Annotated in this window: 14 protein-coding genes and 1 riboswitch; of the genes, 9 read left to right on the forward strand and 5 right to left on the reverse strand. The window is 46.9% G+C overall.

Annotation, left to right across the window (positions count from 1 at the left end):
* Window positions 1-17 precede the first annotated feature (17 nt).
* Complete coding sequence (locus tag ACXADE_RS07720; protein WP_474979897.1) at window positions 18-512, reverse strand: 3D domain-containing protein; 495 nt, start codon at window positions 510-512, stop codon at window positions 18-20.
* Window positions 513-951: 439 nt separating this feature from the next.
* Here ACXADE_RS07720 and ACXADE_RS07725 point away from each other — a divergent pair, with 439 nt between their 5' ends.
* Together ACXADE_RS07725 and ACXADE_RS07730 are read left to right on the forward strand one after the other, a co-directional pair.
* A complete protein-coding gene (locus ACXADE_RS07725; RefSeq protein ID WP_474979898.1) occupies window positions 952-2,103 on the forward strand; it encodes a zinc ribbon domain-containing protein in 1,152 nt (383 codons plus the stop codon).
* A 10-nt stretch (window positions 2,104-2,113) separates the two neighbouring features.
* Window positions 2,114-3,274 carry a S1C family serine protease gene (locus ACXADE_RS07730; RefSeq protein WP_474979899.1) on the forward strand — a complete coding sequence of 387 codons (1,161 nt, stop codon included), beginning with the start codon at window positions 2,114-2,116 and terminating at the stop codon, window positions 3,272-3,274.
* Window positions 3,275-3,435: 161 nt separating this feature from the next.
* Here the strand turns inward: ACXADE_RS07730 and ACXADE_RS07735 are convergent, their stop codons facing one another.
* Window positions 3,436-4,893 (reverse strand): flavin monoamine oxidase family protein, encoded by a 1,458-nt coding sequence (locus ACXADE_RS07735; RefSeq protein WP_474979900.1) that lies wholly within the window; start codon window positions 4,891-4,893, stop codon window positions 3,436-3,438.
* Between the two features lie 125 nt (window positions 4,894-5,018).
* Between ACXADE_RS07735 and ACXADE_RS07740 the strand changes: the two genes are divergently transcribed.
* A complete protein-coding gene (locus ACXADE_RS07740) occupies window positions 5,019-5,684 on the forward strand; it encodes an SIMPL domain-containing protein (RefSeq protein ID WP_474979901.1) in 666 nt (221 codons plus the stop codon).
* Between the two features lie 213 nt (window positions 5,685-5,897).
* Window positions 5,898-6,704, forward strand: a complete 807-nt coding sequence (zupT, locus tag ACXADE_RS07745) for a zinc transporter ZupT (protein WP_474979902.1) — start codon at window positions 5,898-5,900, stop codon at window positions 6,702-6,704.
* Window positions 6,705-7,991: 1,287 nt separating this feature from the next.
* On the opposite strand, the gene ACXADE_RS07750 is transcribed toward zupT, so the two are convergent.
* Complete coding sequence (locus ACXADE_RS07750; protein ID WP_474979903.1) at window positions 7,992-8,573, reverse strand: YgjP-like metallopeptidase domain-containing protein; 582 nt, start codon at window positions 8,571-8,573, stop codon at window positions 7,992-7,994.
* 21 nt (window positions 8,574-8,594) lie between these two features.
* Complete coding sequence (gene yfkAB / locus ACXADE_RS07755) at window positions 8,595-9,719, reverse strand: radical SAM/CxCxxxxC motif protein YfkAB (RefSeq protein WP_474979904.1); 1,125 nt, start codon at window positions 9,717-9,719, stop codon at window positions 8,595-8,597.
* Window positions 9,720-9,926: 207 nt separating this feature from the next.
* On the opposite strand from yfkAB, the gene ACXADE_RS07760 reads away from it, so the two are divergent.
* From ACXADE_RS07760 to ACXADE_RS07775, 4 genes are all read left to right on the forward strand, one after another.
* Window positions 9,927-10,832, forward strand: coding sequence for an SDR family oxidoreductase (locus tag ACXADE_RS07760; protein WP_474979905.1), 906 nt, complete (start codon window positions 9,927-9,929; stop codon window positions 10,830-10,832).
* Window positions 10,783-11,523 (forward strand): alpha/beta hydrolase, encoded by a 741-nt coding sequence (locus tag ACXADE_RS07765; protein ID WP_474979906.1) that lies wholly within the window; start codon window positions 10,783-10,785, stop codon window positions 11,521-11,523. Before ACXADE_RS07760 ends, ACXADE_RS07765 begins: the two co-directional genes overlap by 50 nt.
* An 81-nt stretch (window positions 11,524-11,604) precedes the next feature.
* A riboswitch (TPP riboswitch) is annotated at window positions 11,605-11,705 on the forward strand.
* Between the two features lie 89 nt (window positions 11,706-11,794).
* Window positions 11,795-12,361 (forward strand): energy-coupled thiamine transporter ThiT, encoded by a 567-nt coding sequence (thiT, locus tag ACXADE_RS07770; RefSeq protein ID WP_474979907.1) that lies wholly within the window; start codon window positions 11,795-11,797, stop codon window positions 12,359-12,361.
* A 246-nt stretch (window positions 12,362-12,607) separates the two neighbouring features.
* Window positions 12,608-14,056, forward strand: coding sequence for a phospholipase D family protein (locus tag ACXADE_RS07775; protein ID WP_474979908.1), 1,449 nt, complete (start codon window positions 12,608-12,610; stop codon window positions 14,054-14,056).
* A gap of 47 nt (window positions 14,057-14,103) precedes the next feature.
* Here the strand turns inward: ACXADE_RS07775 and ACXADE_RS07780 are convergent, their stop codons facing one another.
* Window positions 14,104-14,451, reverse strand: coding sequence for a YflT domain-containing protein (locus ACXADE_RS07780; protein WP_474979909.1), 348 nt, complete (start codon window positions 14,449-14,451; stop codon window positions 14,104-14,106).
* Between the two features lie 168 nt (window positions 14,452-14,619).
* Here ACXADE_RS07780 and ACXADE_RS07785 point away from each other — a divergent pair, with 168 nt between their 5' ends.
* Complete coding sequence (locus ACXADE_RS07785) at window positions 14,620-15,480, forward strand: DUF1028 domain-containing protein (RefSeq protein WP_474979910.1); 861 nt, start codon at window positions 14,620-14,622, stop codon at window positions 15,478-15,480.
* Window positions 15,481-15,612: the final 132 nt, after the last annotated feature.

Raw genomic sequence — 15,612 nt, forward strand, 5'->3', positions numbered from 1 at the left:
CGGCGCTTTTATAGGCTTTAATTTAAAATTTCAACTTCTATTTGACGACGTCCATAATCGAAAGCATCCTTTTCCTGTGCCATAAATAAATCGATACGGTTTCCTTCGATGTCCCCACCGATATCTCCGGCAACAGCTGTACCATATCCAGGTACACGGACGGTAGAACCGAGCGGGATGATGTCAGGATCGACAGCAATCACTTTTTTATTCGGGTTGGCACGCAGGTCGATGCCTGTATACGTTGTGCCGCTGCATCCGTCACAAAAAGCGGTATAAGCAGTCGCTTCAACGGAAACGGTGCGTTTGACATCACTTTTTGCTGTAGAAGCCTGTACGGCTTCTTTTTCTTCTTCTGGAAAACGGTCGTGCTCTTTCTTCTTCTTATCGAGTGCTACAGATTTCGTTTCAATATTTTGAGCGGGCTTGTCCATTTCATCAGCAGCTGCTGGGAAGGTAAGTCCGAAGATGATCATAGGCAGTAGGAACAGGGAAAAAAGACGTTTTTTCATTAGGCATATCCCCTTTCAATCATTCACTTCGCCCATTGTAACAACCACCTTCCTGACATACAAAGACAATATACCTACAAAATGATTACATTCCTGTGACAAACGTCACCTTGTTGAAAAGAGCCGCATACTACTGGCGGCTCCTCCTATTTTTAACGTGACGTTCCTTTACGTTTGCGTCCGCAGCACGGTTTTGAGGGTTTTCTGTTCGGCTTGCTTTGTTCGGGTCTGTTCGACATAGGGACCCTCCTCTCGGGTTAAAGATATAACATTTTATGCGGACAAATGGGAACGGGCCGTGCGCTTATCCTGAGTGGCGGGAAATTTTTATGAAAACGGGACCTATAGGGTTTTATTAACCCTTCTTAGACATGCTATAATAGATGAGGATTCTAAGAGATTCCAGAATTATGAAGTGATAGAAAAGGGGGACGGGAACATGACCGAATGTCCTCATTGTAAACATATGGTGGATGATGGTGCCCGTTACTGCTCACAATGTGGCAGGAGCTTAGGTCGGACACTCGAAAATAATAGCACGGCTGTACGATCGTGGTTGCCGGTCATTACGCCTTTCGTCATGTTGGCCGTAATGGGGGTAGCCCTTTATTTTGTTTATGATTATCAAAAAGATGTGAACACGGAAGTTTTGGCCATGAAAGAAGAAGCGGAGAAAGTAGCACTCGACGGAGATTACCGGGAAGCAGAGCAATTGCTGGTTGGAGCGATCGACAGACGGCCGGAAGAGGAAGCTCTCCAAGAAGAACTCAGCTCTGTCCAGGAAGCCTTGTCCTGGCAGAAGGAGCTCGATACGGTGGGCGAGTGGATCGAAGAAGGATCATTAAAAAAAGCAGATGAAAAGTTGACGGCGATTCAGGAGTCCCTAAGGAAAGAGAACAGCCGCCTCCTTATCACGCTTTTTCCGATAATGAATGAAATGGATTCCAAACTGAAATTGAAAGAAGTCAATCAGGAACTTTCCAAAATTACCGATGTGGATGAGCTCGCCTCTAAGCTGAATACATTATCCGGGCTCAACCTTGAGGAAGCATCCAAAGTTCGGGACAAAATTTTTGAAAAAATTGTCAACCAGTCGACGAAGAAGGCAGAAACGGCCGCTGGTGAAAAACGTTATGCTGATGCCATTGCCCTCATTGATCAAGGATTGCAGTATGTTTCCAATGATGATCAGTTGATACAGTTGAAAGAGCGGATTCAAGAAGAGAAAACCGCCTTTGAACAAGCGGAGCAGCAACGGTTGGAAAATGCGATGCAGCAAGCAGCCAAAGATGAACTGCGCAATCAGACACAGGCACTTGAAGTCGAGGATTTGTCCATTACGAAAGATGAATTTGGTGATTATAAAGTGACAGGGTCACTGAAAAGTGTAGCGACACAAATCATTAGTACGGTGACTGTGAAGTACGAAATTCTCGATGATAATGGAGAAGCCGTCCGTACAGAATCAGTGAAAGTGTTTCCGAACTATATGAACCCCGGGGATCAGGGGACCTTTGAAAAAGTACATTATGAATTAGAAGAAGGAAATTACTCCGTCGAAATGACTGAGATGGAGTGGCTGGTAGAATAGGGGGATACAGATGAGACGTTCTTGGATCGTCAGTCTTCTCGCCACTCTTCTCATTCTCGGAGGGGGAACGGCAGGTTTGTTTTATATGATTGATGAAGTCGAAAGTGATTTCACGGTCTCTGCTGTTCTAGACGAGCCGCCTGATGAGAATGAAGATGAAGGAGAAGTGCCGAAAGAAACACAGGAAATCATATATGAATCCCAGAAACTGGTCGTCCAGATCGAGCTGGACGACGGCTCAGTGGGTTCCGGCTTTTTGTATAATGATCAAGGGGATATCATAACGAATGCTCATGTGGTGGCGAATACAGAGAGTGTCAACGTCATCACCTCTGATGGTAAAAAACTGCCGGGTGATGTGATCGGCGTCAGCAGGGATATCGATGTAGCCGTCGTTCGGGTGCCTGGATTGAAAGGAAAGGATCCACTTCCGATACGTGAAGAAGATTCAGCCGAACTTCTGGATGAAGTGCTTGCCCTTGGGAGCCCTCTCGGCCTGCAGAACACCGTGACCCGCGGTGAAATCAGCGGCTTGGAACGAACGCTCGACATCGAACCGTTCCATTATAAAAACTTGTATCAAATATCAGCCCCCATTTCCCCGGGCAACAGCGGAGGGCCGCTCCTGGACAGAGAAACAGGGGAAGTGATCGGTATCAATTCCGCTAAGATGGATGATGAGTCGATCGGCTTCAGCATCCCGGTTGCAGATGTCCTCCCGATGGTCCGCCGGTGGAGTGAGTCACCAATGCGGTCATTGCCGGAGTTCCCGGAGCTTACAGGTGAAGTTTATTCCCCGGTGACAGGGACGGATGCAGAGCAGGCAAGCTACATGGTGCAGTATTTCTATGACAGCATCAACCAGGGAGACTTCGTTACCGCCTATTCCCTGTTGAGCAGCAGCTGGCAGGAGGACATTTCCTTTGAAAAGTTCCGGTCTGGCTATAATAATACGCTCAGCGTGAAAGTCGATAACCTTGTAGCAGACCCTCAAGGAGATCATGTTGAAGTGACGGCTTTCCTTACGGCCGAAGAAACGGTGGACGGGGAAGTGCAGATGAAGAAATACAAAGTCGTCTATCCGATCAAGAAAGAGAATCAGTCCGTTAAGATTTGGAGCGGATCCGGTGAAGAACTTAGCACCGAACAGGAAGACGAAGCGCAAGAATGAGAAACCCCTATCTACGACGCTCACGTAGATAGGGGTTTTTCGTAGAGGTATTGTGAGATGGATCACAGCAAACCTGGTCCATGGACTGCTCCTTTTGGTACCAGGTACCGACAGTCGATTTCCGGTACCTGGTACCTAATGCCATGGACAAACCTTCCTATTTACCGATCATTCAGCTCTACAGCAGCCCGGATTCCGGATTCTACGGCACCTTCGATCCAGCCGTGATAGGACGAAGTCTGTTCGCCGGCAAAGTGGATCCGCCCTTCCGGCAGCGGCATGACCTCTTCAAGGTCACGGCTCTGGCCAGGGGTGAAGAGCGTGAAACAACCCGCGGAGTATGGATTCTGACTCCAGTTGAAAACGACACTCTGTTTGTATTGTTCATAGACGATGTTTCCATAGACAAGGGCGAGGTCTTCCAGGACTTGTTTGGTTGCTTCCTGATCATCCAGACTATTGAATAACAGGGCGTTCTGCCCCCATGTATAGCTTGCAAGCAGTACACCAGGTCCCTCGGTGCCTTTGTGGTGGCTTTCCTGATAAGCAAAACGGATGGGGAAATCGGTCACGATGTTGACGACCCGGTATTTTTCCCAAAAACGTGTCTTGAATTCGATTCCGATTTTTACAGCGGGAACGTTGATCACTTCCCGGATGGCCTGCCATTTTCGTGGAGAAATGCAGCCGTATGGATAGACGTGAATGAACTGAAAAGCACTGAAGGGGATGGTGGTGAGAATGTAATCCCCACTCCATTCAGAAATTTTGTTAAAACGCTGGTCTTCTGTATAAACGGTCATCCGGTCATGGTTGTGAACGATTTTTATGACTTTCTGATCGAAGTACAGGTTATCGATCAACTCCGGGAGGAAAGCTTGAGGCAGCCGGTCATTGCCCCCCTGGATTTCCACGAATTCAGTGTCCCCGTTGAAAATGGGAAATGTAATATCAGTCAGAATATCGAGAAAGGAGAATTCAGGGAAACCCTCGATTCCCAGGACGACTTTGATCATCCGGACCGCATTGTTGGACATTGATGGTCCATAGGGATTGTTTCGGAGGTACTCTCCCATCGAATAGTTGGAAAAGCGTTCCTTCAATTCTTTCTTTTCCTGCTTGTTACTATTATTGTATAAGTCAAGAAACGGTTGGACAGCGTCCAGGAACAATTGCTTGGCTGTTTTTCCTCTTTCTTCTGGAAGGAGGTTGAATCCTAACAGATCAGGATCTTTTTCGTATTGGGCACGAAATATTTTCTGGCCATTGATCATTAACAGATCATCCGGGGTCGAGTTGATGAAACGATTGGTGGACAAGCCGAATTTTCGAATGTACGTCTGGACATATTCATGGTTTTTGGGGATTCTCATTGCGCCCACGTCTATGTAATTCTCGTTTGAAAAAGGCTCTCGGATGGTGTGGACCCTTCCTCCGATGCGGTCATTTCCTTCCAGAATAATGACTTCATGCCCCGCCTCTTTCAAAAGGGAACCAGCTACAAGGCCGGCCATCCCCGCGCCCAGGATAAGAATCTTCTTCTTCGGTCCTTTTTTTGGCAAGCCATGCTCAATGTAGGATTGGTAGTCTTTCAAATATTCTTCATAGGATCGATACACATCCGTCACCCCCTCTTAGTATGTATTCAATAAATGGAAAAAAAAGTATGAGTCCTTCTCCTTATCCTGAGGGAGGACATATTTCAGATTTCTATCTCATTAAATAAAAAAGGAGGGGATGTGTGATGTACTACCCGTACCAAAGGCAGCAGGGCCGCGAAGGGGAGAGTAGACTTCTGAAAGTGAATGGTGTGGGGAAAGTCCAGGTGCGGCCGGATGTTGCCAATGTGAGCATCGGCGTTGTCACCCAGGACGAGAATTTGGAAAAGGCGCAGCAGGAAAATGCCCGCATCATGGAGGACGTCCGAAATCAACTGATGGCAGCCGGCATCCCGGAGGAAAAGATGCAGACGTCGGATTATTTCATTTACCCTGAGTATGATTATGTAGACGGAAAACAGGAGTTTCGCGGCTATCAGGTCACCCATACGCTGACAGTGATCATCGATGATATTGCAAAGACCGGTTATATCATGGATACAGCTGTTGCAAATGGAGCGAATAGAATATCGAACATATCATTCAGTGACAGTGATCCGTATCAGCAGTATCAGGAAGCTTTGAAAATAGCTCTGGCACAGGCTTCGGCAAATGCCCGGACGATAGCAGACGCTATGGGGCTCGCCCTTGATGAGAAACCGGTTCGCATCATGGAGCTTGGGACGACACCTTCAGTTCCTGTCCAAAGCTATCAGAAAGCTGAGGTGTTAGGAGCAGCATCAACGCCTGTTGAACCGGGCATGCTTGAGACGACGGCGAGAATCGAAGCACACTTTCAATATCTTCCGTAAACCGCCACTTTCCGTTCAGGAAGGTGGTTTTTTTATGGGCAAAAAAGGATAGATTATGCACGGGAGCCCATAAAAATGAATATATCATTGGTGAAGGTGTCGGCCGTATTTTATGGGCTCATAAAACATAACTGAAACTAAAAAAGTTGCTCCAAGGAAAAACCTCCGTTACAATGTGCTTAGAGAATTTGTTCGAATTGAAGGAGAGGTACAATGGAAAACTTGTTATTGGCTTTCGGCCTGACTTTATTAGCTGGATTAGCCACCGGTGTCGGAAGTTTGATCGCATTTTTTGCAAAAACAACCAATACGAAGTTTTTATCCCTTGCATTGGGATTCTCAGCGGGTGTGATGATTTATGTATCCATGATTGAAATCTTCTTTAAAGCACAAGAATCCTTAGTGGATGCCATGGGGAACGAAGCTGGGCATTGGGCGACGGTCGGTGCTTTTTTCGGCGGGATGCTCGTCATTGCTCTCATTGATAAGTTCATACCGAAATCAGGAAATCCTCATGAAGTGAAAAAAGTAGAGGATATGTCAAAGCGGCAGACGGCCGTGCAAGATCCCGACCTTTTGAAAATGGGAACGTTCACAGCGCTTGCCATCGCGATTCACAATTTCCCGGAAGGAATCGCCACATTCACGGCGGCGCTGAATGATCCCGGGCTCGGAATCGCGATAGCAGCAGCCATCGCGATCCATAACATCCCGGAAGGAATCGCGGTTTCTGTTCCAGTGTATTATGCAACGGGGGATAAGAAGAAGGCGTTCAAGCTTTCTTTCCTAAGCGGTTTATCCGAGCCTGTGGGAGCGATCCTGGCCTATCTGTTATTGATGCCGTTTCTGAATGATATGATGTTCGGAATCTTATTTGCAGGGGTGGCAGGGATTATGGTTTTCATCTCCTTAGATGAATTGCTGCCTGCCTCCAGGCGCTATGGAGAAGCACACTTGTCCATTTACGGGGTCGTTGCCGGAATGGCGGTTATGGCTTTGAGTCTATTATTATTCATATGAGAAAATCCCGGCAGGAGTGGTTCCTGCCGGGATTTTTTTGAAGGCTCTGTTAAAGTTCAGTGTTGATATTTGCATCAACGGAAATGGCAGGATTGTTGAAGACTTGATTTCGAGAGGGTTCAGGGTTCGTTATTGTGTTGAGTGCCAGGGGTGGCTGGGAAGCTGCTCGCTTTCCTGTGGGGGAGTGCCGAGCTTCCTCGGGCTTATCGCCCTGCGGGATCTCGCCGATCTCCTTTCTCCCACGGGAGTCTCGCAGCTTCCCAACCACCCCATTCGATCATGCGAGAAACGAACCCCTTAACCAACGTTGGATGGTCTTCCATTACCCCGGTTGTAGTAAGCATAAAACGCTATGTATCAAGCTTTCCGGGTTCGAGCCCCTCGGTTTGGGCGTATGATCCTTATCCTCTCACCCACTAGAATAGCTGATGATTCATGATGGGGGTTTCGAGACCCTGATCTAGCCAAGGGGCTGCGGGGGATGACTCGCTTTCCGCGGGAGCGCGGTGAGCCTCCTCGGACTATGTCCTGCGGGGTCTCACCAAGCACTCTCTTCCTCGTAGATATCCGGTTTCTGCGCCTAGCGGCTAGTGAGACTTCCCTCGCTTCTGTACGATAAGTCAACATCGAATCCCTTCGTTCTTCGTGTTTCCTTTATCTCCTCCAGCTCAGTCCAGTCCATACGCCGCTGAACGAGGCGCCCGCACACTTAAGATAGGAGTCTCGCCATTCCCCTCCGCCCCTTTGCCATATAAGTGTCTCGAAACCACTACTTAAAAAATCAGCTTGTATGGTTAAGAGAAGGGAATGATATCATCTCTACCCCATGAACGTTTAGCATACGCAAATGCTTGATACTACGTATGATCTGCCCGCCTAGGAGAGAAGAATTGGAAACTTACGAATCCATACAGATGTTCGAACCTCAACCATTCAAGCTCACCCTTTTTAAAGTGGCTTCGAGACACTTATAAGGGAAGGGGGCGGAGGGAAACGGTGAGACTCCTATGGGACGTGTGGGACAGGTGAGACCCCGGAAGGCGTAGCCTGAGGAGGCTCACCGCCCGCCCCATGGAAAGCGAACCTTTTCCCGGAGCCCCCTAGAATCACACAAACATCTCGAAGCTGAGTCTTCCACAAACGGGAGCTTTAGTAGAAGAAGCCAAATATAAAAAAGGAACTTCCATAAAATTGGAGGTTCCTTATTTGCAGTAATAGCAACACTAAATTTTAACAGAGCCTTTTTGAAAATGGAGAGTTTATAAATGACGTGCGAGACCCTCCTGTTTAAAAGGTGTACTCCAAATGAAGATGTTCAAGGGTCTCTTTTAATTTTGCTTTCGGTCTTTGAATGAGCCTCCAATTGAGTTGGATGGCCTCTGCTTCCTTGAATCCGAGGCGGCAATTGTCTTCTTCGACCTTAACCGTTCCTTCTGATAGGGTAGGGAACTTCTCGCGCGCTTTGTTATAGAGCCAACGAGCGGCTTCCTTTCGTAGCACTTCTGCCGTTTCCTCTTCCGTCCAATCACTGGGGAAGCTGAAGCGGAAGGTCCCTTGTTGAAAGGCGAAAGAAGGCGCATCAGCCTTTTCAACTTTCAAACGATAGGAACGTCCAAGGTACGTAATTTTCTCTTGCTTTGATGGTGAAAGGTGGTCGATTCCATATAAATCATCATGGGTCGCTTGCCATCGTTCAAAAATCCAATCTGCCTTTTTTTCAACGAACGCATGGACTTTCGCTGCTTCCTTTTGAGGGGAAGCGGTCACGACGATTCCATTTAAATCATCGATATAGATTTTGATGAAAGCGACGTCCTGATGGATCACCTTGTAGATGATCGTTCCATCTGAATGGTTTACAGTCGGCATTGCAACGGCATCCTTTCTGACTTACAACGTAATGTTCGTTTTTCGTTCCTGAAAATCCACACCCTCGTAGTACGTGTTCTTCACGAGTACGTTAGGGCCAAGGCATTTGACGGCCGGACAGTGACAGTTCAAACTTTTAGCCGTATCCGTAGCCATCCAGTTCTTATAGGCATCTTCCAAGTTCGTGTTCTGGATATTGCCGAGCCCTGGTTCGTCGCCGAAGTCAGTGACGATGATATCTCCAGAGAAAATGTTGACGTTCAAACGGGAACGTCCGTCCGGGTCGTTTCTTACCGTCACATTTTTTTCACGATAGAGACGCTCCAGCATGTTAAGGTCGTCCTGTGAGGAACTGCAAGGATAGTACGGCAGGGTACCGAACAGCATCCACATATCCTCATCCCGATGATCGAGCAGACGGTTGATTCCATCACGCATTTGTTCCAGGCTGAGGGTTTCCAGACTGCTGGCAAAATCCACGGGGTACATCGGGTGAATCTCATGTCGGGCACATTTCATTTCTTTGACGTGATCATGGATCGATTCAAGGTATGGGAACGTCCGTCTATTCAACATTGTCTCTGCCGATACCATCACACCCTCATCGGACAACCGCTGAGAGTTCTCCACCATCCGGTCGAAGAATTTTTTCCGGTTTTCCTCTGAAGGTTTGCGTTCCATACGCGCAAAACCGGTATGGATGAATTCCTCGATCGTTCCCCAGTTGTGGGAAATATGTAAGACATCCAAATAAGGAATGATCGGAATGTACCGCTCGTATGGAAGCGTCAAATTCGAGTTGATTTGGGTACGGACCCCACGTTCATGGGCATATTTCAATAAAGGCAGGACATAGTTTTCCACCGATTTTTTAGACATCATGGGCTCTCCACCTGTAATGCTGAGCGTCCGCAAGTGGGGAATCTCGTCCAACCGCTTTCTGATCAGGTCCATGGGGAGAGCTTCCGGGTCCTTGGCTCCTAAGGTATAGCCGACAGCACAATGTTCACATCGCATATTGCAAAGTGTCGTCGTCGTAAATTCAATATTGGATAACGTCATTTTTCCGTGTTCTTCCACATCCATATACGCTTCCCAAGGGTCATAGGACGGGGTAAGCGCCTGAAGCTTCATGTTCGTACTCATAAAATATGAAACTTCCTTTCTATAAAAAATTTGTTTCGGTCGATAACCTTTACCATTCTAACATTAATATGACAAAAACCATACATTATGTATCTTCATCAAAGGGGGGAAGGGACACGGATGCTGTCCGAAAGCAAGGATGGAGGATAATGCGGGTGTCATATCGAATGATATGGGGTAACGAATAGCACAAGGGGGATTCAAAACATGGAACAAACGGTACTTATAACAGGAGCATCAAGCGGTTTTGGCTTTCATACCGCTTTGAAGTGTGCAGAGAAAGGTTTTCATGTCATTGCAACGATGAGAAATGTGAATAAAGCTGTTGCTTTTGACAACCTGGAAGAGACTGTACGCGGCAGGATCGATGTCTGGCAGTTGGATGTGACTGATTCTGAGTCATTAACAAGTTTTTCGGAAAAGGTGAATGAACTCGAACGCTTGGATGTGCTTGTCAACAATGCAGGGTACGCCGTCGGAGGGTTCCTGGAACAAGTGCCTCTTGACACGTATCGCCATCAATTTGAGACGAATGTGTTCGGCGTCATTGCTGTTACGCAGGCCGTGCTCCCGGTGATGCGCAAACAAAGGAGCGGAAAGATCATGAATGTAAGCAGCGTCAGCGGTCTGATCGGTTTCCCTGGGCTGTCAGCCTATGTAGCCTCGAAGCATGCCTTGGAAGGATTATCAGAAAGTCTCCGTTTCGAAGTGAAGCCATTCGGCATCGACGTTGTCTTGATTGAACCCGGCTCCTATCAGACGAATATCTGGTCGACTGGACTCGAGATCCCGGAAACATTACATGACCCCGGATCTCCATACGCTGCTTACATAAAAGGGTTGTGGGATGCTCTAAACAAAGAAACACCCGGTGATCCTCAGGATGTATCCGATTTGATGGCAGGATTAATGGATAAAGAAGAACTGGTCAAACTGCGTTATCCAATCGGACCAGGGGTACGCACCAATGTATGGTTTAAACGTTTAGTGCCATGGAAGTGGCTGGAGAAGACCGTCTTGCAGAAAATTCTTGGGAAATCAGAAGCGAAAGGGGAGCGGTACAATGGTACAAGTGATGGATGGAGCAGAGGAGATGCGCTTCGAGGGGAATGAGGTAGGAATTCTTGTATGTCATGGTTTTACTGGCACGACACAGAGCATGAAACCTCTGGCAGAGACGTATGCGAGGGCTGGCTATACTGTCCATTGTCCCCGCCTTAAAGGCCACGGGACAACAGCGGAGGATATGGAATCGACCACCCATGATGACTGGGTCCAGTCGGTCGAAGCAGGATATGACTGGTTGAAGGAAAGGTGTTCGAAAATATTCGTCGTCGGTCTTTCTATGGGAGGAACCCTTGCTTTATATATGGCGAGTGAATACCGTGATGTAGCGGGAGTCATCCCGATCAACGCTGCCATCGATATTCCAGCACTGGAAAGCAGTTCAGAGTCAGAAGAGCGGTTTATCGAAGCGATCGGGTCAGATATCAAAGACCCTGAAACGGTGGAACTGGCTTATGAGCGGACACCTGTTCAGTCAATCGGTGAACTTGTTCAATTGATGGAAAAGGTGAAACCGCGATTGGATGAAGTCCATTGTCCGATCATGATTTTCGTATCTGACGAAGACCATGTCGTACCGCCTAACAACTCAGAAGTCATTTTTGAATCGGTCTTTTCTGAACACAAGGAAATCATCCATCTTGAAAACAGCTACCATGTCGCTACCCTCGATCATGATAAAGACATGATTCTGGAACGGACGATGGAGTTCTTTCAAATGTACACCAATACGAAATGATTGCCCGGGAAATAGAAAAGACTTTGTAATCTTATAGAAAATTTATTATAATAGATACAAATCAGGAAAAGTAAACGGTTTAAAGCCTTCAAGGGGAGCCTTCCGGCTGAGAGTGAATGTCATGTTCAGACCCTTCGAACCTGTCAGTTAATACTGGCGTAGGGATGGCGGCTTTTTTGATGGTGCAATGCGAAATTGGGACTCCTCCATCAGGAAGCTTCCCTCTTTGGCGTTGCTTTTTTTGTGTCTTTTTATAAGGAGGAATGTTGAAATGAGAAATCGCCGGGTATTGTTCCTCGTCGAGGTCGCGATCTTTTCAGCACTCGCGTTATTGTTGGATATTATTCCATTTTTATCATTCAAACTATGGGCGCAGGGAGGTTCTGTTTCCTTCGCAATGGTCCCCGTGTTCATCATGGCTTTCCGCTGGGGATTAAAAGGCGGTGTTACGACCGGATTGCTGCTGGGCCTTTATCAACTATTGACAGGCGCCTACATCATGACACCCGTCCAGGCTTTTCTTGACTATGTGGTAGCTTTTGCTGTCATCGGGACAGCTGGATTAGTGGCTGCACCATTATGGAAGGCGATTCAATCGAAAGAGTCCCGTCGGTTGGTCGGATGGATCGTCGTTGGATGTCTGATCGGAAGTGTTCTGCGCTTTTTCGGACACTTCTTCGCAGGAATCGTCTTCTACGGAGAATTTGCTCCGGAAGGTCAGCCCGTCTGGTTGTATTCCCTCGTTTACAACGGCGGGTATATGCTGCCAGCGTTCATCCTTAGCAGCATCATCGTAAGTCTTCTTTTTGTAAAGCGTCCCAAACTAATCACCCATTAATGATGAACAACCCCTGTCCGATCCTCGCGATCGCATAGGGGATTTTTTTATTCTGGGGGGGTTGTAGGAGTGAAGGTTCGATAGGAAAAGGGAGACGGACGAAATTGGTTATACAGGGATATGTTCAATATCGACCCTCGCATTTGATTAAATGGTGGAATCCTAATCATGTTTTTGTCGAATCGGGGTTTGAAACCTGCCATAGAAGTGAAAATAAGAGGAGCACTCTAGTTTAGGAGGCCTCTTATGAAGCGTTTAAAACGATTAGGTAAACGAAAGTGGTTTTGGATCGTTGTCTTTATTCTTATTGTTCTTAGTCTAACGATTGCCTACCACACCTCATGGAAGACCCTGCCTGATGGGATTGCCTATGAAGGCGAAGAGCACCAGATGGAAGATATTGAATTTTATCGGGATCTTACTTATGAAAATGAAGCCGGTGAAACGGTCCATGATCTTCAAATATTTGAAGAGATCAACCAGACGATTGCAGAAGCAGATGAATTCATCGTTGCGGACATGTTTTTATTTAATGGATATACCAATGGAAAAGTGGAGTTTCCTCCGATTTCAAGTGAATTGGTGGATGCTGTGTTAGAGAGGAAAGAAGAGGTCCCTGATTTGAAGGTCGTTTTCATAACCGATCAGATCAATACGGTTTACGGATCATATGAGTCGGAAACCATTAAACGTCTGGAAGAAGGCGGTGTGGAAGTTGTGTTGACGGATTTGAACCGGTTGAGAGATTCAAATCCCTTGTATTCAAGCGTATGGCGGTTGTTGTTTTCCTGGATGGGAACAGGTGATGACGGCTGGATTAGCAACCCTCTTGCAAAAGAAGCACCAAAAGTGACCCTTCGTTCCTACATGAAATTGTTGAATATTAAAGCGAACCACCGGAAATTGTTGGCCACAGAAAAAGCGGCTATCGTTTCGACGGCAAATCCTCATGATGCAAGCGGTTATCACGAGAATGTGGCCTTCAAGATGACGGGGCCGATCATCAAAGATATCCTGGAAGCGGAGGAAGCCGTCGTCCGCTATTCCGGAGGAGATGAATTCCCAGATTATGAAGATATCGAATGGGAAGAGAAGGAAGGGCCATTATCCACCCGGTTCGTCACGGAAGGAAAGATCTATCAGTCGATACTTGATGGACTATCTGACGCAGGAGAGGACGATAGGGTCTGGCTCGGCATGTATTACCTGGCTGACAAGAAAATTATGAACAGCATAGACGAAGCCGCTAACCGGGGGGCTACGGTGAATATCATCATGGATCCGAACAAGACAGCATTCGGTCATGAGAAAACCGGTATTCCGAATTTGCCTGTGGCTGCCGAATTACAGAGACTTGGAAATGAGAACATCAACTTGCGCTGGTACGATACGGATATGGAGCAGTACCATACGAAAATGCTATACATCGATCACCCGGAAGACGATCTCATAATCGCCGGTTCCGCCAATTATACACGACGAAATCTGGCCAACTTGAACCTGGAAGCGGATGTGGTCATTAAAGGAAACGGGGAAGAAGAGGTGTTCCAAGAAGTGGATGACTATTTCCAGCGGATCTGGAACAACGAAGATGGACATTATACTGCAGAGTACAACAAGTATCAGGACAATTTAACATTTATTCGTTATGCCACGTATTATCTGCAGAAATGGACATGGTTTACGACTTATTGATATGAAAAAAGGAGCACACCGTCCGGTGTGCTCCTTTTTTGTTTCTCTTATAATAATGTTTCTGCTTTCGATGGGTTCGTGACAATCAGCAGGACTTTCCCTTCATCCATATCTTCTTCGTATTCTTCAGCTTCATCTTCAGAAAGCCCAATTTCCTGAAGTTTAGTACGTAGTTCATCGCCCTGTTTACTGAAAATATTGCTGATGACATTTTTTAAATCCTGTTCGGAAAGTCCGATTGTATTCGCATTAACGTTCTTAGCGATTCGGTCGGTACGGTCATCGTCATGGGACAGGATATAGATTTCTTTGTGGTCGATACCTTCGTCCTTCAATCGTTTAACGTCTTCCATAAGCTTTTCGTCATTGGTGTATTCACGGACAGTCGGTTTCATCTAATCTCTCTCCCTTTCTCTTTATTTAATAGCTGCTACGGTATGAAATTTACCCGGACAGGCAAAGTTTAAACTATAAATTGTTCGTCTATAGAGCATCGATCGTCCAGTGGGGTGAAGGATATTGTCTCTTTTTCCCGAAATCTATGTAGACAGGGAGGGAATGAAATGAAGTCAAAAACCATTGCGACATTTTCTATTTGTGCTCATGATCCTGAAACAGGAGAATGGGGGGTCGCCGTCCAGTCGAAGTTCTTAGGTGTGGGGGCGATCGTTCCATGGGCGAAAGCGGGAGTCGGTGCCATTGCTACACAGGCCATGGGGAATCCTCAGTATGGTCCCGAGGGTTTGCGATTGCTTGAGGAAGGTTTTTCAGCAGATGAGGTGATCCGTCTGTTGACGAAAGACGATCCCCAAAAAGAAGATCGGCAAGTCGGCATCGTCGATCATCAAGGAAAAGGTGCAACGTTCACTGGAACGGACTGTTATCAGTGGGCGGGCGGTGAGGCAGGAATGTCTTACGCAGTCCAAGGCAACATTTTAGTAAATGAAGAAACTGTCACTGATATGAGGAATGCGTATGAAACAGCAGATGGCCCTCTGGCTGATCGTTTGTTGGAAGCCATAAAAGCTGCTCAGCGTGCAGGTGGCGACAGTCGTGGGAAACAATCGGCCGCCCTGCTAGTCGTCAAAGACAAAGCGGGTTACGGAGGCCTCAGTGATGTAGCGGTCGATCTCCGTGTGGATGACCACCCTGAGCCGATTGAAGAGCTCGAACGTATCTACCACCTGCATCAATTGTATTTCGCCGCATCCCATCCAGGTCAGGTCGTGAAATTGGAAGGAAAAGTGAAGCAAGAGGTGGCCACCCACTTGCTGCGCCTGGGGTATGTGCAATCGGAGGATGTGTCTGATGATGTATTTTATGAAGCTTTTACAACGTATCTCCATACAGAGAATTTTGAAAACCGGGAGCAGTCACACGGTCTTATCGATTTGGCCGTTCTTGAGTACATGAAGAATCAATGAGAACAGAGCCGGATAAACGGCACGATCTTTGTTTGACTTACGAAGATTGCGGTGAACGTTTTTTAAAAGAATTGGAGAGATCGGGTTTCTAAAACACCCGGTCTTTTTTAAGTAATTCAATAAGGAGGACAG

It is taken from the genome of Halobacillus sp. ABR2_026, assembly GCF_056158545.1.